Genomic DNA, 20,483 nt, shown 5'->3' on the forward strand with positions numbered 1-20,483 from the left:
AAAAGTCCTTTTGGGCGTGCAGATTAAAGGTCCTCAAGCAACTCGTAAGGCAGTGGCAACAAGCTCAGCGACTGGCCATTTGCGCTGCCTAGACGCAGCTGGCTGGTCAAGCCATCCGCTGCTGCTGAGGTTTGCATAGAGACGATGGCGTCAAAGCCTTCATCAGCTGACGGGCAAGCAGCCCAAGCCACCACAGTACCGCAAGCTTGCTCTGCGTCGTCTGGTTTGAATACCTCTTGCCCAACCACCAGTTCAGTTTGTCCATGGATTAAATAGGCACGGCGTTTGAGTGTGCCGCGAAACTGACTGCGGGCGATAATTTCTTGACCCGGGTAACAGCCTTTTTTGAAACTCACACCGCCTACTGATTCGTAGTTCAGCATTTGCGGGACGAAGGCTTCAAATACCGGTTGCGTAAGCGTAGCGACGCCGGCGTTCACTTCTAGCCAGTTCCAGACTGCCAGCGGCAAGTCGCCAAGATCTGGCATAGCGCTGCCAGATGGCGCGCACCAAAGCGCGCGCGCATGACCTTTGGCGGGATAAAGCCGCACCAAACTGGCTAAATCATGGTCTACCTTAGACCAAGGTAGGCCTTCACTCCCGGCCAAAACTTGCACGGCCTGACCCGCCACGCCCAGCAGCAGAAAATCTTCGCTGGCATCACTGAGTTTGGCTTTGGCCCGCATCACGAACATTGACAGGCGTTTGAGTGTCTGGGCAAGTAAGTCACGACTGCAAACAAGCAGTATCTCGGTTTGGCTGCGGCGAAAAATCACAAAGCTAGCCTGCATACGGCCTTTGGCGTTGCAAAATGCAGCCAGTCTTGAATCCGTCATGCCCATTAACATCACGTCTTGGGTGAGTTGGCCTTGCAAAAACTTGGCGCCTTCTTCACCTTCGACGCGAATCACGCCAAGATGCTTTAAAGCTGTTGTGCCGGAAAATTGTGGGGGAAAGTTAAGACTATCCAGCGTCGTTTTAGCGGCAATGTCTGATGAAGATGTATGCATAGAGTGAATTATCATAGCCATGGTCTCGCCTGTCGCGATGCCTTTAAGGTAACTGGAAAGGTAACCGGGTTTTGTTCCGCATTCTTAAACGACTGTTTACATTTTTTTTACTCTTGGCTCTACTTACGGGTGCCGCATCGCTATGGTGGTTAAACCAGCCTATGCCGCTCAAGTTACCTGCTGGAAGTCAATCCCTTGATCTTGAAATTGAACCCGGTACCCGCGCCAATGCTGCGGCTTCGGCGGTTGTTACGAGTGGTGCTGATGTCTCAGCTCTTTTGCTGCGCAGCTGGTTTCGCCTCTCCGGCGATGCTAGGCAAATAAAGGCGGGTAGCTACGAAATTGCTCAGGGCACAACACCGCGCAGGCTGCTGCGCATGTTGGTAAACGGTGAGGAAAGCCTGCAAAATATTACCTTGGTCGAAGGTTGGAATTTCACCCAGTTACGCGCTGCGCTGTTAAAGGCCGAGTCGCTCAAGCCCCATTCACAAAACTTGAGTCAAGAAGCCATTATGGAAAAAATTGGCCGACCGGGTGTATTTCCAGAAGGTCGTTTTTTCCCGGATACCTATAGCTATGCAAAAGGCTCTAGCGACATTGCATTGCTAAAACGTGCCGCTCAAGCCATGGATAAGCGCGCTGCGGCCGCATGGGCTTTGCGCAAACCGGATACACCGCTTAAAAGCGTTGACCAGTTGATAGTGCTAGCCAGCATTGTTGAGAAGGAAACCGGCAAACCGAGTGACCGTGCAGAAATCGCAGGCGTCTTCACCAACCGGCTGCGCATTGGCATGCTGCTGCAAACCGACCCCACGGTCATTTACGGTTTAGGCACTACCTTTGATGGGAATTTACGCAAACATCATCTGCAAACCGACAACCCTTACAACACTTATACCCGTGGTGGTCTACCGCCTACGCCAATTGCGATGCCGGGTCGAGCTTCTTTATTGGCGGCGGCACAACCTGCCCAGACCAAGGCCATCTATTTTGTCGCGCGAGGAGACGGCAGCAGCCAGTTCAGTGCAAACCTCGAAGAGCACAACCGTGCAGTTAACAAATTCATCAGGGGTCAATAAAGTAATGCAAGGCCTTTTCATCAGCTTTGAGGGAATCGACGGCGCTGGAAAATCCAGCCACATCGAGGCACTGGCGCAAGCGTTTAAAGCCAGCGGCCGTAATGTGACCCTGAGCCGCGAGCCGGGCGGCACGCCATTAGCCGAAAAAATTCGTGCGATGGTGCTGAACGACAACATGGATCCGCTGACCGAGGCGCTGCTGATGTTTGCGGCCAGACGTGACCATGTGTTGACTGTCATAGTGCCGGCCTTAGCGCGCGGTGACGTCTTGCTGTGTGATCGTTTCACTGACTCTAGTTTTGCCTATCAAGGCGGCGGTCGTGGATTTGATACGGCTGTTTTATCAACCTTGGAGCAGTGGGTGCAAGGTGAGCAAAGTGATTCGTCTGGCCTGTTGCAACCCGATTTAACCGTCTGGTTTGATCTGGCGCCTGAGCAAGCGGCTCAACGCCTGCTAGCCTCACGTACGCCGGATAATTTTGAATCCCAGTCGCTAGAGTTTTTTACCCGCGTCGCTCAGGCCTACGAGAAGCGCTTGATACAAGACCCACAACGTTTCGCCCGTATCAATGCAGATCAAGTACGCGAAGCGGTTTGGACGGATGTGAAAGCAGTCTTTGTCGCCAAACGGTGGTTGTCATGAATCAGCGCACTTTGGCGCCTTGGCTGCAAACGCAGCTCACGAGTTTGCTCAGTCAACGCGGTCATGCGTGGCTACTCAGTGGTCCATCTGGTCTGGGTCAGTTTGATTTGGCGCTGGCATTGGCACGCGCTCATCTGTGTGAGAAAGCTACGCCGCAAGGCGCTTGCGGGGTTTGCGCCAGCTGCCACGCGGTTGATGTGCACACGCATGCAGATTTATGCATGCTCATGCCCGAGGCTTTGTCCCTAGAGCTGGGTTGGCCACTGGATGAAAAAACCCAGAGCGATCTAGACAGCAAGAAACGTAAACCGAGCAAAGAAATTAAAGTCGATGCAGCGCGTGAAGCGGTCAGTTTTACGCAGTACACGCGGTCCCGCGGTGCGACCAAAGTGGTGTTGGTTTTTCCTTCTGAACGCATGAATGGCATCACCGCCAACACCTTGCTGAAAACCCTAGAAGAGCCGCCAGGCGCAGTGCAATTTATTTTGGCGACAGAAGCGGCGCATCAATTACTGCCGACGATTCGCAGCCGTTGCCAGACTCACACCATGCTGTGGCCAGATACCGCGCAAGGCTTGGCTTGGTTGGCCGAAATCAGTCTGGCTCAGCGCGGTGATGATGGTCCTGCGAACAAAAAAGCCGGCAAACTACCCACACAAGACGATTTGCAAACCTTGCTGGCTGCCGCCGGTGGTAGGCCTGCCGACGCGCTGGCTTGGGTGCTCAGTGGTCAGGCAGAGCAAATCGCTCAAGGCTGGCAGGCACTGCCCAAAGCCATGGCCAAGGGAGACGTATCAGCGCTGTCAGATTTATTACCGTCTCAAGCCGTCGATGCACTACAAAAACTTTGTCATGATGTGTGGGCAGTCAGAAGCGGTTCAGAGCCGAGGTTTTTCCGTCGACAAGACTTGCCGCCTTCAGATAAAACCGGTCTTACCAGTCACTACGCCTTGTCCGCTTGGGCGCGAGAGTTGTCTACAACTGCGCGCACCGTGGAGCACCCTTACAACGCCGGGCTGATGCTGGAGTATTTGGCGAGTCGAGCCAAACTCGCACTCGCAGCCTCCTAAGCGCAAGCTGGAAAACCTTATTCATTTGCAGATTTTGAGCACCTGTTGCGGCTGGGCAAATCTACAACTGAAAGGCTACCCATCGCACCATGGCTTCGAGCAACTCACGCGGTAAACGCGGCGGGTGAGGGCGGTAAATTCTTGCGTCTGTGCGCTGCAAATCTATCCAAGCTTCGAAGTCTCTGACCACGCTTTCGTCGTTGAACGCCACCATGATTTCGTAGTTTAAAAACAGACTACGGCTATCCAGATTGGCCGATCCAGCTAATGCTAATTTGTCATCAATAACAATAGCTTTTGCATGCACCATATGCGGACTGAGCCAGATATTGGCACCCGCTGCTGCTAGCTCACGAAAGGCATAAAGCCTGGCGATGTCGGCCAGCCTGTGATTCGATTGGCGCGGCAACAGCAAGTCAACTCTAACGCCGCGCCTAGCCGCTAGAGCTAAACCCATGAGTAACGGCGGATCCGGCACAAAGTAGGGACTGACGGCCAGGATGCGGTGGCGTGCGGTAAAGCAGCTTGATACCAGCAAGGTGTAGATAGTGTCGTCTGACTGGTCTGGCCCGCTAGGCACTAGACGGCCGCGATGTTGATCGCGACTGACCGGCAGAATGCTTGCAAGGGCTGCGCGCTGGATTGGTTTTTGGCGCGTTGCAAAAGCCCAGTCCAAATCAAAACGCTGCTGTGCTTGGGCTGCCAATGCGCCTTGCAAGTCAAAGCTCAGGTCTATCCAAGGTTTTGCTTGCTTGGACGAAGTGGGGTCGCCAACAAAATATTGAGCCGCGATATTGCGCCCGCCGCACCACAGCCAATGGTTATCAACCACCACTAACTTGCGGTGATTGCGCAAGTTCATACGGCCTTTGAGCGCAGATTTATAGGGCGAGACGAATAGCTCTACCTTCACACCGGCTTTTTTGAGCGCTTTGATGTCGGGCCATCCGCCCATGTAAACGCCAACGCCGTCTAACAGCAGTCTTATCTTCAAGCCTTGCTTAGCGCGAGTTATTAAAAGCTGTGCAATTTCGTCACCCAGCACATCGCGGCCAAAAATAAAGGTCGATAAGTCTAGGCTTTGCTTGGCCTGCGCAATCATGGCGCGCAGAACGTTCAAGGATTGTTGCCCGTCCGCATGAATCGACATGTGCTCAAAAGTTGCCAGCGAGGGAAGCCCAAGTGCGGCTGGCAAATGTTCATCAATTTCAGACCCGTCATCGCGCTTTTCAACGTAGTTGTCCAGCATTAACGCTCTGGGGATGATTGAGCGTTTAACGTGTTTACGTTTACTCAGCATCAGGTAGATCGGCAAGGCGAGATAAGGAATTAACACCAACGCGATTAGCCAAGCGATAGCCGCTGATGGGTGGCGGCGCTGATTGAGCGTGTGTGAGCCGACGGCATAAATGGTCAAGCCGGTTGCGACAACAACGCCATGCAGTGTGATCCAGTCTCCGGACAAAATGTGAGTCATCAAATTCGGTTTAATCCATTCTTAAGTTTATTGAGTCCACTTTAGGCAGACCGGTGTTTGAGATTTAAATCTAAGCTGGTCTAGTTTGATTGCTCAAGCTAACGACGTAAATAGGACATTAGCCCGTCTTTTAAGTTGCACTATTCGGCACGACTTGCAATGTCTTTTTAAATTGAGGGGCTGTCAAAATTGAATTGCTTTTACCGGCAGTCTTTAAAACCAAGGCTTTATGCGTGCTGCGGTAATGAAAACTATTATTTAAACCGTGCTGCGTTGAGTTTTCTAACCCTAGATGCGTTGAGCGGGACCGGTTTTGTGTTGGGTAATTGCACTTTTTCATTCTTATTTATTTGTTCTTTTAATTCAGCACGCAGTTGCTCAACTTTCTTGTCAAGTTCAGTATTAATGAGCAGTACAGCGTGAGACTGCTTTTGAACCTCGTCGAATTTTTGGCGTTGCAACTCTGATTGAACGCTTGAATCGCTACGTGTTTGCGCTAGCTCTTTTTGCAGCCTTGCGCCTGCCAAGCGTTCTCGGTCTATATCTAACAGGACTCGGCGCATGTCTGCTGCGCTGTTTTCTTGGGCTACCATGCTGGCTCGGCGCTGCTGTTCTAGCTCTGCCTGCCAACTTTGTTGATTGAGTTTGTGTGACTCCTGCAACTCTCTGCGCTGTTCAATCCCTGCAGTAATCTGTGCTTGAAGGGCACTGGATTCGCCTTGAGTTCTGGCTAGCGCTGACTTTAAGTCGACTAGATTTTCTGCAAGCGACTGCAACTGGCTTTGCGCAGCATTCAAGCGCTTTTCTGTTATTGCCGCTAAATCTTCGGCTTGCGATGCCTTTGCTTGAGCTTGCAAGCTAGCCGCCGACGCATCATCTCGCAACTGTTGATAACCCCGCTCAGACACGCTTTGAGCCTGCTGCCAAAGCGCACCCACCATTTCCCCAGCGGCGTCTTGTAACGATTGCGGCAGGTCTGGATGCTCGATTCGAATACGGCTTTTATCCCTGAGATTTTCCCAGAACCGATTTAAGGCTTCAGCTGGCGCACTCATGCTGCCTTTTTTGACAAGCTGATAGAGCTTATTTGCCGTGGGCGTTATGCCATATCGAAAAAACAAAAGCACGCAGACCTCGCGGTACAAGTCCTGAGTTTCGGGATGTTTAGACCTCAATCCATCAATTTCAGGCTGTAAATGGTGATCTGAGATGGGTAACTGTTCCATAAAGAGGTTTCTTTTGTCTAAAATTTAATAATACAACATATTATGTTGTATTTCATAATATGTTAGTTAATCTTTGGACATAATCAATCTAATGTCCAAAGATTTAACTAATCACTCCTTATCTGTTCTCCAATCTGCCAATCTCATCGTGCCCTTGGATAAATTACTGATACCGGTCTCAATAGACGGAAGTTTGGGTAGAAATCGGGCCACGCTGCGCTCTCAATTGACGGCAAATGATGACCGTTCAGCCGTTCTTGCTTGGTTGGCTCGTTACGCTGATTCACCGGCCACGCTAGCGAGTTACCGAAAAGAGTCAGAACGTCTGATGTTGTGGTCTACGCTTCAAAGAGGCTTAGCGCTCTCAGACCTCACCCACGAAGATCTGTTGCTATATCAACGCTTTCTTACCGACCCACAGCCGGCCGAGCGCTGGGTTATGGCGGCTGGACAAAAACAGGGCAGGGCATCTTCATCATGGCGGCCATTTGCAGGGCCGCTCGGGCCATCAAGTCAACGCCAAGCTTTGTCCATCCTCAATGCGATGTTTTCTTGGCTGGTAGAAGCCGGTTACTTGGCGGGTAATCCATTGGCTTTAAGCCGGCGCAAACGCAAGTTGAATTCGCCTAGGGTTATCCGCTTTTTGCCTATGGAGTACTGGGAAGTGGTTAAAAACAGCATCGAGTCGATGCCAAGAAACAGCTTGCGCGAGCAGCACCAAGCGGCGCGTTGTCGTTGGCTATTTTCTTTGCTTTATATTGGCGGTTTACGCGTCTCTGAGGTCTGCGATGCGACTATGGGCTCTTTGTTTAGCCGTCGCGGTATGGATTTACAAGAGCGCTGGTGGCTAGAGGTCACCGGTAAAGGGGATAAGACACGGCTTGTTCCCGCCACTAGCGAGCTAATGGCTGAACTTGCTCGTTACCGCCAAGCTAATGGACTGAGTGCGAGACCAACGGCGGGCGATGATTCGCCGCTGCTAAGGCCATTGATTGACACGGGCAAAGGCATGGCTCGCAGCGCGATTCACGAGATAGTCAAAGCGGTGTTCAGGCAAAGCGCCGCCGATTTACGTTTGCGCGGTCCAGACTTTGAAGCGGCTGCCGCACATTTAGAGCAGGCTTCTACTCATTGGATGCGCCATACCGCTGGCAGCCATTTAAGTGACAAAGCCGACCTCAAAGTGGTGCGCGACAATCTGGGCCACGCCAACATCAGCACCACCAGCATCTACCTGCATTCAGAGGACGATGCTAGGCATGACGCTACCTCTGCTGTGCACAGTGTGGGATGGACACGCGCTTAAGCAATCTACTTAAGCAATGCGCTTGAGCTAGGTTTTTGCCAGCATTTCTCGGATTAACCAACTACCGGCGCGTCCTAGTTTTTGTTGCCGACACCAGACCGCATCTATAGGTACGCGCTGAGGCCAGCCGCGTGCGTCTATCTCATGCAAGCTTGTAGACGCAAACCTAGCCACCATCCAACGCGGAATCGCCGCCCAGCCAAAACCTTGCAAGGCCATTTCCATCAACATCATGTAGCTAGGCGCTGACCAAGCGCGGTGCAGAGAAGGCAGGGAGCTGATCATGCTGTCTCTATCGGTTTGCAGCCGTAATTCACGGTAGTTACCCAACATCTCATGGGTTACTGCTTTGACGCTCACTAATTCATGAGTTTTCGCAACAAAAAGCGCTATTTCAGATTCGTCTGCGATTCTTGACCAGCCGATGTCGGGTGGATAGGCGTTTTGAGCCGAAACCACGCCAATCTGTGCACGCCCTGTCTGCACAAGCGATACCAGGTCGCCATTCTCGGCAATCAGGCATTCAAATTTAATATCCGGAAATGCTTTTTCAAAAGCGATCAAGACTTCGCCAAAGCGGTTGGACTGGTAACTGTCTGTCCAGACCACACTGAGTCTGGCTTCCAGACCCGCACCAAGCTCGGCTGCTGCGCGCTCCATCAGATCGCTAGCCGCGAGAATGCCTTGGGCTTTTTCCAACATTAATTGGCCATGGACGGTGAGGGTGGGTTTGCGGCTACGCCGGTCAAACAAACTCAGACCCAGATCAATTTCAAGATTTGCAATTGCACTGCTAATGCTGGATTGGCTTTTACCTAGTTTGCGAGCGGCAGCAGAAAACGAGCCCAAAGCAGCAGCTTCAGAGAAGGCTGTCAAAGCTTCTGGTGAATAAAGCACAGGTAAACCCTTTAACTATCGATTTTTTAGATGGTTATTGATTTTAACTAATGAAAAAATGCGATAAAAATGCATTTGTTATTAAATTTATTGAAAGCTCAATTGTGATTCTTCAGAAGTCAGTCAAAGAGCGCTTTTTTCAGGCTCTGGGTTTTGAAGCATTGGCCCTTGCTATCTGCGCTCCATTAGGCGCTTGGTTACTTGATTACTCACTTGCCCATATGGGCTTACTCACGTTAATGGTGTCCTTGGTTGCGATGTTTTGGAATATGGTTTTCAACGCCTTGTTTGATAAATCGCAGCAAAAACTAGGTTTTAAGCGCACAATAGGCGCACGCGTTGTTCACGCGATGTTGTTCGAAGCTGGTTTAGTCGCTATGGTTGTGCCACTTGCTGCTTGGTGGCTGAACATTAGTTTTTGGGAAGCTTTCATTCTGGACATTGCAATAGTCTTGTTTTTCTTGCCGTACACCTTTTGCTTTAATTGGGTTTACGACTTTGTCCGTGCTAAAACTATGGTGAACCGTGTAGCTGTGTAGCTGTGTAGCTGTGTAGCTGTGTAGCTGTGTAGCTGTGTAGCTGTGTAGCTGTGTAGCTGTGTAGCTGTGTAGCTTTGTGGCTGTATAGCTGTATAGCTGTATAGCTTTGTGGCTGCGTTGCTGTGTAGCTGTATAGCTTTGTGGCTGCGTTGCTGCGTTGCTGAAATTTGAATATGTTGGTTAGATGTTTTGTTTATTTCGTCAAATGCTTTTGCCAGAAAAATAATGATCATATTCAAACCTTGACGTTCACATCCAAACCTAAAGTGCCTTCAAATTTCTTAGCTAAATCAACTGAATATGCTCATAAGTTGATTCGAATACGAAAGCAGGCGGATAAGTCTTAGTTTTAAGTCCAACTCAAAGAGTGCTGAATTTCTCTTAAAGAGTTGGGTTTTTTATCATTCTAAGGACTTTTATACCTGTTTGACTTAACATAATATACATCGTGGAATGTTCTGAAATAAAGTGTTAAATCGACTCTAAAAACAGCGAATCCTGACCTCTTTGAGTCGATTTAAACGGGAAATTAAGTCTCAAAATGAATACTCACCAGCTTCCAGCTGGTTTGACAAAATCTGTCTGCTTTTTTAGCGCGCTCAGCAAACTGATTGCGTCTGGACGCACACCCGTTTGAGCAAACTGCAAAGCCGTCAACCCCTGCATGTTTTTAAGTGAGGCATCTGCACCTTGGTCGAGTAAAAGTTTGACCGACTCGATTGATCCGTACCGACTGGCCATCATCAAGGGCGTGGTGCCGTTTGGCGAAGCTGCATCAATATACGCGTGGTTTTCGAGTAAAAAACTTATTACGTCTAAATGTCCCTTGCTCGCCGCGTAATGCAGTGCGGTCCAGCCGGTCTTATTAATGTCAGCATCTTTAGCAACCATAATGCGGACGAGTTTTAAGTCACCAGTAAGCGACGCAATCATCAAAGCACTTTCGCCAGCGGAATTGAGTAAATTGAGCTTGATCTGAGCTGAGTTAATTAACACGGCAGCTACTTTTAACGACGGCTCGCGCAGCGCTATGACTATTGGCAATTGACCTAATGGGTCAGGTGTATTGGGATCAAAACCTAGTTGCAACAGATTTTCAATTCGTTGGACATCGTCATATTTGACTGCTTTGAAAAAATCTTCGTAAAACCCAGCATGTACAGAAAAAGAAATCAAAAATGCATATGAAACAATTGTCTTTACAATTATCTTCATGTGCTTTGTAAGATTAATTTTCATGCCTTAACGCCCGTAAACAAGGTTTCGAAGTTATGGCTGGTGCTGTGCGCAATGCTTTCCACAGACTGTTGTTTTATCTCGGCGATGAGCTTGGCAACATAAGGCACGTAAGAGGGATTGTTAGTCTTACCGCGAAACGGCACAGGTGCTAGATAAGGACTGTCGGTCTCTATAAGCATTCTGTCCAGAGGAACAAATCGAGCTACTTCGCGCAGATCAGCAGCCGTTTTAAAGGTCAAAATACCAGAAAAGGAGATGTAAAACCCAAGATCAAGGGCCGCACGTGCAACGGCTTGGCTCTCGGTAAAACAATGAAAAACACCACCTGCGCGATTCGCAGTGTCGGCGCCCTCGCCCTCCTCGCGCAAAATGGCTAGCGTGTCATCTGAAGCATTGCGCGTATGAATCACCAAGGGCTTGGCAACTTGTCGGGCGGCCCGAATGTGGACTCTAAAGCGCTCGCGTTGCCATTCCATGTCGGCAATGCTGCGCTCGCCAAGCCGAAAATAATCCAATCCTGTCTCACCAATAGCAACGACTTTGGCTAAGGCTGAGCGGCTGACTAAGTCGGCCACAGAGGGTTCTGTTACGCCCTCGTTATCTGGGTGTACGCCTACGCTAGACCAAAAATTATCGTACTCAACCGCTAATGAATGCACGTCCTCGAACTCTTCTAAGGTCGTGCAAATGCACAGTGCACGCTCAACTTGGGCGTCACGCATCGCTTGACGTATTTGCGGCATTTGTGCCTTGAGTTCGGGATAGCTCAAATGGCAGTGGGAGTCGGTAAACATGAAGTCCTGTTTGAAAAAGTTGAGGTATTTGTTGCTGTTAGCTTGTGCTGGCGGCGTGTGAGTCAAACACGGGGCGGAAAGCTAGATATAGACAGACTGTTGAAAGTTAGCATTGTCCGCCCTACTTTCACGCTTCGCTTGGGCAGGATTTATATGGTTTGAGTGGATCTGTCCGACGCCAAGTGGGCACCCAAAATTTCTTCAATTCGTAGCTTTAGTAGGCGGGATTTTTCATCATCGGGAAAGCGCACGCCCACGCCTTGGGTTCTGTGGCCAGCCGCTTTTGCAGGTGTGACCCAGGCGACCTTACCAGCAACCGGATAACGTTGGGTATCTTCGGGCAAAGTCAAAAGTACGTAGACGTCTGCGCCGAGCTGGTACTCACGTGTCGTTGGAATGAAAACGCCACCTTCTTTAAACAGTGGAATATAAGCCGCATAAAGCGCTGCTTTTTCCTTAATCGCGAGTTGTACGACGCTGGGCCGGGCTGCTGAGGCGGGTACTGACGTTTGATTCATCCGGCCAGTTTAAAGGTTTGTCGACAACATCGCTTGGAAAAATCACTCTGTATGGGGGCGGGGTTTTTTGACATATGCTCAATCTATGTACCTACCCCCTCAGTTCAAAGGTCAGGATGCGCAAGCCGCTCTTTTGATCCAGCAATACCCATTTGCCAGCTTAATTAGCTCGGACAACGATGGTTTGCCGTTTGTGACGCATTTACCGCTGCATTTAGAGCTGCGTGACGACTCGTTTGTATTGCTCGGTCACGTCGCAAAGGCCAATCTGCATTGGCGACATCTGCAAGCTAGACCGCAAGCCGTCGTGACGTTTCTCGGCCCCCACGCGTATATGTCGCCCAAGGTATATCCGGACTTGGTGCATGTGCCAACTTGGAACTATTTGGCGGTGCACTGCAGCGTCAGTGCCAGTTTGATTCATGATGCGCCAGCCAAAGACGACTTGCTGAAAAAACTGATTGCGGACAACGAACCCGGCTTTGCAGCTCAATGGCAGGGTATGACGCAAGACTATGCTGAAAAAATGCTCTCTGGTATTGTTGCTTTTGAACTAAAAGTGACTGGCTTGCAATGCAAAATAAAGCTCAATCAACACAGACCTGAAGCTTTTGAGGCTATGCACGCTGTTTATGCCAAAGGCAGTGATGACGAACGTGCCTTGGCGCTGTGGATGGATAAAGTGCGTCAATAAAAATCATTTTTGATAGCTATTTTCTGGAGTTGCTATGCGGTCGATTTTTTCGCTACTGGCTTTGTTAGTCACGCTGGCTTTAGTCTTTTTACTGGTTAAAAAACAATTGCTTATTGAACCTTTATCTCTGCCATTACCCACATCACCGCAATCTACGCCGGCTTTTAACCCTAGGCAGACGGCGTCTTCACCCACGAATACAAACCCACCTTCAGAGCTGCTACAGCAGCAGTACAAGCAAGCGATTGATGCTGCTATTCAGGTGAGGCCAATGCCTGCCGATTCTCCGTAAACCAAAGCTTCAAAGACCCAAGTCTGTGCCACATGTCTGATGCCTTTTTTATGCAGCAAGCCTTAAGTCTTGCTGCCCAAGCTGCTCTCTTAGGTGAGGTGCCGGTAGCCGCGCTAGTGGTGCACAAAGGCAAGATAATTGCCAGCGCTAGCAACGCGCCGATTAGTGCGCATGACCCGACGGCCCATGCAGAAATTCTCGCGCTTCGCGCTGCAGCCAGCTTAATGGGTAATTACCGTCTAGATGAATGCGAGCTCTACGTCACCTTAGAGCCTTGTGCGATGTGTAGCGGCGCAATGCTCCATGCCCGGCTAAAGCGCGTAGTCTTTGGCGCGCCAGAGCCTAAAACCGGTGCGGCCGGCTCGGTTCTGAACTTGTTTACTCAGCCTCAGCTCAACCATCAGACGGCGCTTTTAGGTGGTGTGTTGGCGGATCAAAGCGTAGCCTTGATGCAGAATTTTTTCCGTCAGCGCCGCAGCGAAAAACGCTTGTTGGCGTTGGTTAATCATCCCCTGCGTGAGGACGCACTGCGAACGCCAGACTCAGCTTTTGAAAATCTGCCCGACTACCCTTGGCTGCCGCATTACATCAGCGACATGCCGTCGCTCGCGGGCCTACGCATGCACTATCTCGATGAAGGCCCGAAACACCGAGACGATTCGGCATTAACCTATTTATGCCTGCACGGAAACCCGGCTTGGAGTTATCTCTACCGCAAAATGCTGCCGACCTGGCTAGCCGCAGGCCAACGCATAGTCGCGCCCGACTTAATTGGCTTTGGCAAAAGTGATAAACCCAAAAAAGACAGCCATCACAGCTTTAGCCAGCAACGCCAATCTTTAATTGAACTGGTCGAGCGCTTAGACCTGACAAATGTGGTGTTGGTAGTGCAAGGCTGGGGCGGTATGCTGGGCTTGACTTTACCCATGGCAGCGCCTGAGCGTTATCGCGGCCTGCTGGTGATGAATACTTATTTAGCTTGCGGTGATCAACCTTTGCCAGCCGGTCTTTTAGCTTGGCGTGATATGTGTAGAAAAAATTCTAACTTTGATGTCGCAGAGCTGTTTGCGCGCGCCGAACCATTGATGAGCGGCGCCGAACGCATGGCATATGCCGCAGCCTTTCCGGATCGTGGTCATCGTGCTGCGCTGCGCGCATTTCCCGCACTAGTGCCCTCATCTTTGTATTCAGACGGCGCAACCGTCTCACGCCAAGCCCGTGAATTTTGGCGCGAGCAATGGACGGGTCAAGTCCTAATGGCTATTGGTGAACAGGACCCAGTGTTTGGGACATCGGTGATGGCACAACTCAGGCAAGACTTGCGTGGTTGCGATCAACCCATGCTGCTGCCCTATGCTGGACATTTCGTGCCAGAAGACGGTGAGCCATTAGCCCACGCCGCATTGAAATTTTTTCAGCCGCCTAGGCAATGAGATACTTGGCACCGTGAAAAAACATATCTACATCTACTCACCCTCCAGCGCCGTGCGCGATAAAGCTGGCTTTAAACGCGGCATTAAGCGCTTACAGGCCATGGGCCATGAAGTCGAGATCGACGCTGCGGCGCTCAGCAGTCACCAGCGATTTGCTGGCGACGATCAAACGCGTCTTGCAGCTATACACCGCGCTGCCGCTAGTGGCGCTGACATGGCATTGATCTCACGCGGCGGCTACGGTATTAGCCGCCTGCTTCCAGACATCAATTACAAATTAGTTGCGAAAGCAATCTCTAGTGGCACCCAGTTTGTAGGTCTGAGCGACTTCACTGCATTTCAGCTCGCTTTGCTGGCTAAGACCGGCGCTAAAAGCTGGGCCGGCCCAACGCTGGGCGCTGACTTCGGTACGGTCGATGAACCCGACGACATCACGCAAGCTTGCTTTGAAGACTTGATTAGCGGACAAGGCGAAGGCTGCGGTTGGCAATTACCCAAGCCAGCTAAGCCAGCACACGCAGCGCTGGACACCGATGCAAAGCCACTTACAGACAAGCCCTACACCATCAAAGACGCAACCCTTTGGGGCGGCAATTTGGCTATGTTCACATCCCTTGTCGGCACGCCTTATATGCCAGCCATTAAAGGTGGTATTTTATTTTTAGAGGATGTGGGTGAGCACCCATACCGTATCGAGCGCATGCTTACCCAGCTTCTTTACGCCGGGATTTTGGGTCAACAAAAAGCCATCGTGTTGGCCCAGTTCAGCGACTACAAACTCGTGCCGCATGACAAGGGTTTTAAGTTTGCGTCGGTTGTGAGTTGGCTACAAGAAAAAGTGAAAGCCAAAGTGCTGACTGGCCTGCCATTTGGCCATGTTCAAACCAAGGTGTTGTTGCCAGTTGGCGCAAACGTCACGCTAGCGGTTGAAGGCCGTGACGCATTTATTCTTTGGGGCCACCAGCACTAAAACGATGAAGTGTTTCTGCCCCAACAGACGCTTCAATCGAATCACACCAATCTGACTAAGTTTTTTTCTGCGATACCTACATTGGATATAACCATGACAAGCAATAGCCGCACACAACACTACTCTGACCATTACATCAATGGCCAATGGGTTAAGGCCAAGTCAGAGCAGACTCTGCCAGTTTTCGACTCCAGCACAGAAGAGTTAATGGCCAGCGTGCCGTCTGGTACGAAAGCGGAAGCTGAATCTGCAGTACTGGCAGCACGAGCCGCTTTTGCGTCGTGGTCCGCCTTGCCAGTTGAGAGTCGCGCTGCTTATCTGGACAAAATTGTCGCCGGTATTAAGGAAAGAGCGGATGACTTGTCATTAGTGATAGCCCGCGAAGTGGGCATGCCGCTCAAACTCACACGCATGGTGCAAGTGGGTGGGCCAACATGGCATTGGGGAAATTTTGCCAAAGTCGCAAGACAGTTTGAGTGGGAAGAAAAAGTCGGCAACTCTTTAGTGGTACGCGAAGCCATTGGTGTGGTGGGCTGCATTACACCGTGGAATTTTCCACTAAGCCAAATCACATTAAAAATAGCACCAGCACTGGTTGCGGGCTGTACCGTGGTGCTAAAACCCAGCGAGATTGCACCCGTTAATGCTTTGATTTTGGCGGAAATTATTCACGCTGCAGGTCTTCCGCCAGGTGTGTTTAATTTGGTTAACGGCACAGGTCCAGAAGTCGGTGAAGTACTGGCTACTCATCCTGAAGTTGATATGGTGAGCTTCACCGGTTCTACCCGTGCAGGCAAGCGGGTCAGTGCTCTGGCAAGTGAATCTGTTAAGCGAGTGGCATTGGAGTTAGGTGGCAAGTCTGCCAGCGTGATACTCGATGATGCAAATTTCGAAGCCGCGGTAAAAGGCACGATCGCTGCCTGCATGCTCAACAGCGGTCAAACCTGCTCTGCCCACACCCGCATGCTGGTGCCAGCTAGCCGCTATGAAGAAGTGAAAAAAATCGCCCAAACAGTCATTGCAAAATATACTGTCGGCCCGAGTTTGGATGAAAACACTAGAATAGGACCGCTGGTTAGCAGCGCGCAACGTGACCGCGTGTTGGCATTTATTAAAACTGGAATAACTGAAGGTGCTGAAGTGATTGCCGGTGGTGCGTCAACGCCAGTTTTTGATACTGGCTACTACGTTCAGCCAACAATTTTGGGTATTAAAGCCAGTGATACATTGGCACAAGACGAAATCTTTGGCCCGGTACTGGTTGTGATTTGCTATGAGGGCGAAGACCAAGCCGTAGCGATTGCCAACGACAGTATTTACGGTTTGGGTGGTGCTGTTTGGGCCGGTAGCGACGAGCGTGCGATTGCGCTAGCGCGTCGAATTAAAACCGGACAGATCGATATTAATGGTGGTGCTTTTAATGCTAAAGCGCCATTCGGTGGCTATAAGCAATCCGGTAACGGGCGTGAAAATGGGACTTATGGATTCGAAGAATTTCTTGAATTTAAGTCTTTGCAACTTAAGGCCTAAAGGGGATTGACTTTGCGCTGCGGGCTATGAGTAATCATGGCTCGTTGTCTTAGTGCACTAAGAATTTGCGCAACTAGATATTTAATAAGAGAAATTATTCAGTCTGAAAAATTACTAAAAGTTAAAATCTAAACGAGTAATTTTTTAGAAAATATTTTTTTTAAATTTTGTGCGCCATAAAGTATTTTTAAGAAAATAGTGAATGGCGTTCCAAGTAAAGCGACTATTTTTTACCCAGTATTACTGACGGTAAGAGAAATTTAAAAAGGTCGCGATCGTTATTAAGTAACATTTGTTTATTACTCCGACTGGATTTTCCGCGTTAACAACAAAATCCAATCGCAGTAATTAACCTGTCAAAAAACTCGCCCAAGAAACCGCTTGCAAATTATTCCCACTCGATCGTCGCTGGCGGCTTGCTGCTCACGTCGTAAGTCACTCGGTTAATACCGCGCACTTCGTTGATGATTCTGCTGGAAACTTTTTTCAGTAATGCATACGGCAACTCAGCCCAATCAGCTGTCATAAAGTCACTGGTTTGAACCGCACGCAGCGCAACTACGTAATCGTAAGTTCTGCCGTCGCCCATCACACCAACACTTTTAACTGGCAAGAATACGGCAAAGGCTTGACTGGTTAACTCATACCAAGTTTTGCCAGTCTCTGCATCTTTAAAGTTATGCAGTTCTGCGATAAAAATGGCATCTGCTTGGCGCAGTAAATCCGTGTATTCTTTTTTCACTTCACCCAAAATACGAACGCCCAGTCCCGGACCTGGGAACGGATGACGGTAAACCATGTCGTGCGGTAAGCCTAGGGCTTCGCCTAGTTCGCGCACTTCGTCTTTGAATAATTCACGCAGTGGCTCTAGCAATTTAAGCCCTAATTGCTCGGGTAAGCCGCCTACATTGTGGTGGCTCTTAATCGTCACCGCTTTTTTACCTTTACCGCCGCCGGACTCAATTACATCGGGGTAAATTGTGCCTTGTGCCAGCCATTTCGCGCCGTTTTTGCTCGCGCCTGAAGCGGTTAGTTTGCCGGCTTCAGATTTAAAAACTTCAACAAATTCACGGCCTATGATTTTGCGCTTGGCTTCAGGATCGCTGACACCGGCAAGGTGGCCTAGGAACTGGTCAGCTGCATCAACACGAATCACCTTGGCGTGTAACTTGCCGACAAACATGTCCATCACCATATCGCCTTCATTCAGACGAAGCAGGCCATGGTCAACAAAAACGCAGGTCAGTTGATCGCCAATAGCGCGATGAATAAGTGCTGCTGCGACGGACGAATCAACGCCACCGGATAGACCTAAAATCACTTCTTCTGTGCCCACTTGCGCTTGGATTTTTGCCACTGCTTCGGCGATGTAGTCGCCCATTACCCAATCTTGGCGTGTGCCGCAAATACCCAAAACAAAGCGTTCGATAATCGCTGTGCCCTGTTTGGTGTGCGTGACTTCTGGGTGAAACTGTAAGGCGTAAAAACCACGCGCTTCGTCGGCCATGCCGGCAATCGGGCAGCTCTCTGTGCTGGCCATTAATTTAAAACCTGGCGGCAGTTCGGTGACTTTGTCGCCGTGACTCATCCAAGCTTTGAGCATGCCTTCGCCAGCATCGGTGACGTAGTCTTGAATGTTTTCTAGCAGTTTGGTGTGACCGCGTGCTCGCACATCGGCGTGGCCGAATTCGCGCTTGTGGCCGCCTTCAACTTTGCCGCCCAATTGCCAAGCCATGGCCTGCATGCCGTAGCAAATACCCAATACAGGCAGACCCAACTCAAACACCGCTTGCGGCGCTTTGTCGGTCGCTTCTTCGTAAATACTGGCATGGCTGCCGGACAAAATCACGCCTTTTAGCGTGCCGTCTTTGGCGTAGTCGCGAATCCATTCATCGCTGACGTCACAGGGATGAACTTCGCAAAATACATGCGCATCGCGCACACGGCGGGCGATTAGCTGGGTCACTTGTGAGCCGAAATCGAGAATGAGAATTTTTTGGTGTTGCATCAAAAAAGCAGGCAAATTGGATTGGCAAAAAAGAAAAGGCCAGCAAACAGCCGGCCTACAGAAAAAGAGAGCTTAGCGTCAAGCAAAAACTCATCTCTTAATGGGCTTGGAGATTATTCAGCGCGGTAATTCGGCGCTTCTTTGGTGATCTGCACGTCATGCACGTGGCTTTCACGAATACCAGCAGAGGTGATTTCCACGAACTCGGCTTTGTTTTGCATTTCTTCGATAGATGCGCAACCACAGTAACCCATAGAGGCGCGCAAGCCGCCAGCCATTTGATACATGATGGAAACCATTGAGCCTTTGTAAGGCACACGGCCTTCAATGCCTTCAGGTACTAGCTTGTCAGCATTCGCATTACCGGTGCTGGACTCTTGAAAATAGCGGTCCGCACTGCCTTGTTGCATAGCGCCAATACTGCCCATGCCGCGGTAGCTTTTGTAACTGCGGCCTTGAAACAAAATCACTTCACCGGGTGCTTCTTCAGTACCGGCAAACATGCCGCCCATCATCACAGTGCTAGCGCCCGCCGCAATCGCTTTGGCGATGTCACCGCTATAGCGAATACCACCGTCTCCAATCAAAGGCACACCGGTGCCGCGCAGCGCAATAGCCACATTGTCAATGGCCATGATTTGCGGCACGCCCACACCGGCGACTATGCGCGTGGTGCAAATACTGCCAGGGCCAATGCCGACTTTTACGCCGTCAGCGCCGGCTTCAACCAAGGCCAGTGCGGCAGCGCCAGTGGCAATATTGCCGCCAATAACTTCGATATGTGGGTAATTTTGTTTAACCCAACGCACCCGATCAATCACGCCTTTGCTGTGACCGTGGGCGGTGTCGACGACGATGGCGTCAACGCCAGCACGCACCAGCGCTTCGACGCGCTCTTCAGTGCCAGCACCGACACCAACAGCAGCACCAACCCGAAGTTGGCCGTGTGAGTCGCGTGCAGCGTTAGGAAACGTGGTTTGTTTTGTGATGTCTTTGACCGTAATCAAGCCCTTTAGCTCGAAGTTGTCATTGACTAACAAAACGCGTTCAAGGCGATGCTTATTGAGCAAGGACTTGGCCTCATCGAGGGTTGCGGTCTCAGAAATAGTAATCAAGCGTTCGCGCGGCGTCATGATGGACGTGACGGGCTCATCGAGACGGGTCTCAAAACGCATATCGCGGCTGGTCACAATGCCGACCACACGACCCGCGTCTATTACCGGAAAACCAGATATGCCCAATTGCTCGCTGAGTGCCAACACTTGGCGCACTGTGTGCTGAGGTGTAATTACAACCGGATCACGCAGCACGCCGCTTTCGTAGCGTTTGACACGAGAAACTTCAGCAGCCTGTTGCTGCGGCGTGAGGTTTTTATGCACAATGCCAATGCCGCCCTCTTGAGCGATGGCAATGGCCAGTCTGGCTTCCGTCACGGTATCCATTGCGGCGGACACCAACGGAATGTTCAGGCGGATGTTGCGCGAAAATTGGGTTGCAAGAGAAGTGTCCTTTGGAAGGACTTGGGAGAACGCTGGCACCAACAATACGTCGTCGAAGGTGAGCGCTTTGCCGAGTAGGCGCATAGGTAGAGCTCCAAAAACGCGATTGTACCCGCGCCAATGCGCAATCTTGGTTTGAGCTGAAAATTCCAGCTTGAATAACACTTCAAAGTGGATTACCTTGCAAAATATGTTTTAAAAAGAAACATTAATTAATTCGGAAGTATTTACTCAACATTGCTGGCCCGATCTGCCGGTG

At 50.4% G+C, this 20,483-nt stretch carries 19 protein-coding genes; 9 read left to right on the forward strand and 10 right to left on the reverse strand.

Translation table 11 applies throughout. The features are described from left to right. Positions 1-23: 23 nt before the first annotated feature. Positions 24-1,025 (reverse strand): CAF17-like 4Fe-4S cluster assembly/insertion protein YgfZ, encoded by a 1,002-nt coding sequence (gene ygfZ, locus HC248_RS08315; RefSeq protein WP_420372016.1) that lies wholly within the window; start codon positions 1,023-1,025, stop codon positions 24-26. Between the two features lie 65 nt (positions 1,026-1,090). Between ygfZ and mltG the strand changes: the two genes are divergently transcribed. The 3 genes from mltG to HC248_RS08330 are packed head-to-tail and all read left to right on the forward strand — an operon-like array spanning position 1,091 to position 3,802. Beyond that, entirely contained in the window at positions 1,091-2,089 is a 999-nt protein-coding gene (gene mltG / locus HC248_RS08320) for an endolytic transglycosylase MltG (protein WP_202882457.1), read from the forward strand. A gap of 4 nt (positions 2,090-2,093) precedes the next feature. Then, positions 2,094-2,732: a dTMP kinase gene (gene tmk, locus HC248_RS08325; protein ID WP_168922086.1), complete on the forward strand. Its 639-nt coding sequence runs from the start codon at positions 2,094-2,096 to the stop codon at positions 2,730-2,732. After that, entirely contained in the window at positions 2,729-3,802 is a 1,074-nt protein-coding gene (locus HC248_RS08330) for a DNA polymerase III subunit delta' (protein ID WP_168922087.1), read from the forward strand. The genes tmk and HC248_RS08330 overlap by 4 nt, the downstream gene beginning before the upstream one ends. 61 nt (positions 3,803-3,863) lie before the next feature. Here the strand turns inward: HC248_RS08330 and HC248_RS08335 are convergent, their stop codons facing one another. Together HC248_RS08335 and HC248_RS08340 are read right to left on the reverse strand one after the other, a co-directional pair. Then, positions 3,864-5,279, reverse strand: coding sequence for a phospholipase D-like domain-containing protein (locus HC248_RS08335; RefSeq protein ID WP_168922088.1), 1,416 nt, complete (start codon positions 5,277-5,279; stop codon positions 3,864-3,866). A gap of 254 nt (positions 5,280-5,533) precedes the next feature. Further along, positions 5,534-6,505, reverse strand: a complete 972-nt coding sequence (locus tag HC248_RS08340; protein WP_168922089.1) for a DNA-binding protein — start codon at positions 6,503-6,505, stop codon at positions 5,534-5,536. Between the two features lie 91 nt (positions 6,506-6,596). On the opposite strand from HC248_RS08340, the gene HC248_RS08345 reads away from it, so the two are divergent. Beyond that, the gene (locus HC248_RS08345) at positions 6,597-7,811 is read left to right on the forward strand and encodes a tyrosine-type recombinase/integrase (RefSeq protein WP_168922090.1); all 1,215 of its coding nucleotides are present in this window, start codon (positions 6,597-6,599) and stop codon (positions 7,809-7,811) included. A 27-nt stretch (positions 7,812-7,838) separates the two neighbouring features. Here the strand turns inward: HC248_RS08345 and HC248_RS08350 are convergent, their stop codons facing one another. Beyond that, positions 7,839-8,708 (reverse strand): LysR family transcriptional regulator, encoded by an 870-nt coding sequence (locus tag HC248_RS08350; protein WP_168922091.1) that lies wholly within the window; start codon positions 8,706-8,708, stop codon positions 7,839-7,841. 104 nt (positions 8,709-8,812) lie between these two features. On the opposite strand from HC248_RS08350, the gene HC248_RS08355 reads away from it, so the two are divergent. Beyond that, on the forward strand, positions 8,813-9,247 hold the full coding sequence (locus tag HC248_RS08355) for a multidrug/biocide efflux PACE transporter (protein WP_420372006.1): 435 nt from the start codon (positions 8,813-8,815) through the stop codon (positions 9,245-9,247). A 549-nt stretch (positions 9,248-9,796) separates the two neighbouring features. Here the strand turns inward: HC248_RS08355 and HC248_RS08360 are convergent. The 3 genes from HC248_RS08360 to HC248_RS08370 form a co-directional block, all read right to left on the reverse strand. After that, a complete protein-coding gene (locus tag HC248_RS08360) occupies positions 9,797-10,486 on the reverse strand; it encodes an ankyrin repeat domain-containing protein (RefSeq protein WP_238342765.1) in 690 nt (229 codons plus the stop codon). After that, entirely contained in the window at positions 10,483-11,280 is a 798-nt protein-coding gene (locus HC248_RS08365) for a TatD family hydrolase (RefSeq protein WP_168922092.1), read from the reverse strand. The genes HC248_RS08360 and HC248_RS08365 overlap by 4 nt, the downstream gene beginning before the upstream one ends. 149 nt (positions 11,281-11,429) lie before the next feature. After that, positions 11,430-11,798, reverse strand: coding sequence for a PilZ domain-containing protein (locus HC248_RS08370; protein WP_168922093.1), 369 nt, complete (start codon positions 11,796-11,798; stop codon positions 11,430-11,432). Positions 11,799-11,883: 85 nt separating this feature from the next. Here HC248_RS08370 and HC248_RS08375 point away from each other — a divergent pair, with 85 nt between their 5' ends. After that, positions 11,884-12,492 (forward strand): FMN-binding negative transcriptional regulator, encoded by a 609-nt coding sequence (locus HC248_RS08375; protein WP_168922094.1) that lies wholly within the window; start codon positions 11,884-11,886, stop codon positions 12,490-12,492. A 3-nt stretch (positions 12,493-12,495) separates the two neighbouring features. On the opposite strand, the gene HC248_RS08380 is transcribed toward HC248_RS08375, so the two are convergent. Further along, positions 12,496-12,687: a hypothetical protein gene (locus HC248_RS08380; protein ID WP_168922095.1), complete on the reverse strand. Its 192-nt coding sequence runs from the start codon at positions 12,685-12,687 to the stop codon at positions 12,496-12,498. Between the two features lie 129 nt (positions 12,688-12,816). Between HC248_RS08380 and tadA the strand changes: the two genes are divergently transcribed. The 3 genes from tadA (at position 12,817) to HC248_RS08395 (ending at position 16,717) form a co-directional block, all read left to right on the forward strand. Further along, complete coding sequence (gene tadA / locus HC248_RS08385) at positions 12,817-14,217, forward strand: tRNA adenosine(34) deaminase TadA (protein WP_202882438.1); 1,401 nt, start codon at positions 12,817-12,819, stop codon at positions 14,215-14,217. A 13-nt stretch (positions 14,218-14,230) separates the two neighbouring features. After that, positions 14,231-15,187 (forward strand): LD-carboxypeptidase, encoded by a 957-nt coding sequence (locus tag HC248_RS08390; RefSeq protein ID WP_168922096.1) that lies wholly within the window; start codon positions 14,231-14,233, stop codon positions 15,185-15,187. A gap of 93 nt (positions 15,188-15,280) precedes the next feature. Continuing rightward, positions 15,281-16,717: an aldehyde dehydrogenase family protein gene (locus tag HC248_RS08395; RefSeq protein WP_168922097.1), complete on the forward strand. Its 1,437-nt coding sequence runs from the start codon at positions 15,281-15,283 to the stop codon at positions 16,715-16,717. 388 nt (positions 16,718-17,105) lie between these two features. Here the strand turns inward: HC248_RS08395 and guaA are convergent, their stop codons facing one another. Both guaA and guaB read right to left on the reverse strand, forming a co-directional pair. Continuing rightward, entirely contained in the window at positions 17,106-18,725 is a 1,620-nt protein-coding gene (gene guaA / locus HC248_RS08400; RefSeq protein ID WP_168922098.1) for a glutamine-hydrolyzing GMP synthase, read from the reverse strand. Positions 18,726-18,838: 113 nt separating this feature from the next. Next, positions 18,839-20,308, reverse strand: a complete 1,470-nt coding sequence (gene guaB / locus HC248_RS08405) for an IMP dehydrogenase (protein WP_168922099.1) — start codon at positions 20,306-20,308, stop codon at positions 18,839-18,841. Between the last annotated feature and the right edge of the window lie 175 nt (positions 20,309-20,483).

Source organism: Polaromonas vacuolata (assembly GCF_012584515.1).
Classification (GTDB): Bacteria; Pseudomonadota; Gammaproteobacteria; order Burkholderiales; family Burkholderiaceae_C; genus Polaromonas; species Polaromonas vacuolata.

What these genes read in the sequence shown, in the direction of transcription:
- ygfZ (WP_420372016.1), bottom strand. Translation starts at nt 1,025, where the DNA reads ATGATAATTCACTCTATGCATACATCTTCATCAGACATTGCCGCTAAA.
- tmk (WP_168922086.1), top strand. Translation starts at nt 2,094, where the DNA reads ATGCAAGGCCTTTTCATCAGCTTTGAGGGAATCGACGGCGCTGGAAAA.
- HC248_RS08330 (WP_168922087.1), top strand. Translation starts at nt 2,729, where the DNA reads ATGAATCAGCGCACTTTGGCGCCTTGGCTGCAAACGCAGCTCACGAGT.
- HC248_RS08335 (WP_168922088.1), bottom strand. Translation starts at nt 5,279, where the DNA reads ATGACTCACATTTTGTCCGGAGACTGGATCACACTGCATGGCGTTGTT.
- HC248_RS08340 (WP_168922089.1), bottom strand. Translation starts at nt 6,505, where the DNA reads ATGGAACAGTTACCCATCTCAGATCACCATTTACAGCCTGAAATTGAT.
- HC248_RS08345 (WP_168922090.1), top strand. Translation starts at nt 6,597, where the DNA reads ATGTCCAAAGATTTAACTAATCACTCCTTATCTGTTCTCCAATCTGCC.
- HC248_RS08360 (WP_238342765.1), bottom strand. Translation starts at nt 10,486, where the DNA reads ATGAAAATTAATCTTACAAAGCACATGAAGATAATTGTAAAGACAATT.
- HC248_RS08365 (WP_168922092.1), bottom strand. Translation starts at nt 11,280, where the DNA reads ATGTTTACCGACTCCCACTGCCATTTGAGCTATCCCGAACTCAAGGCA.
- HC248_RS08370 (WP_168922093.1), bottom strand. Translation starts at nt 11,798, where the DNA reads ATGAATCAAACGTCAGTACCCGCCTCAGCAGCCCGGCCCAGCGTCGTA.
- HC248_RS08375 (WP_168922094.1), top strand. Translation starts at nt 11,884, where the DNA reads ATGTACCTACCCCCTCAGTTCAAAGGTCAGGATGCGCAAGCCGCTCTT.
- tadA (WP_202882438.1), top strand. Translation starts at nt 12,817, where the DNA reads ATGTCTGATGCCTTTTTTATGCAGCAAGCCTTAAGTCTTGCTGCCCAA.
- HC248_RS08395 (WP_168922097.1), top strand. Translation starts at nt 15,281, where the DNA reads ATGACAAGCAATAGCCGCACACAACACTACTCTGACCATTACATCAAT.
- guaA (WP_168922098.1), bottom strand. Translation starts at nt 18,725, where the DNA reads ATGCAACACCAAAAAATTCTCATTCTCGATTTCGGCTCACAAGTGACC.
- guaB (WP_168922099.1), bottom strand. Translation starts at nt 20,308, where the DNA reads ATGCGCCTACTCGGCAAAGCGCTCACCTTCGACGACGTATTGTTGGTG.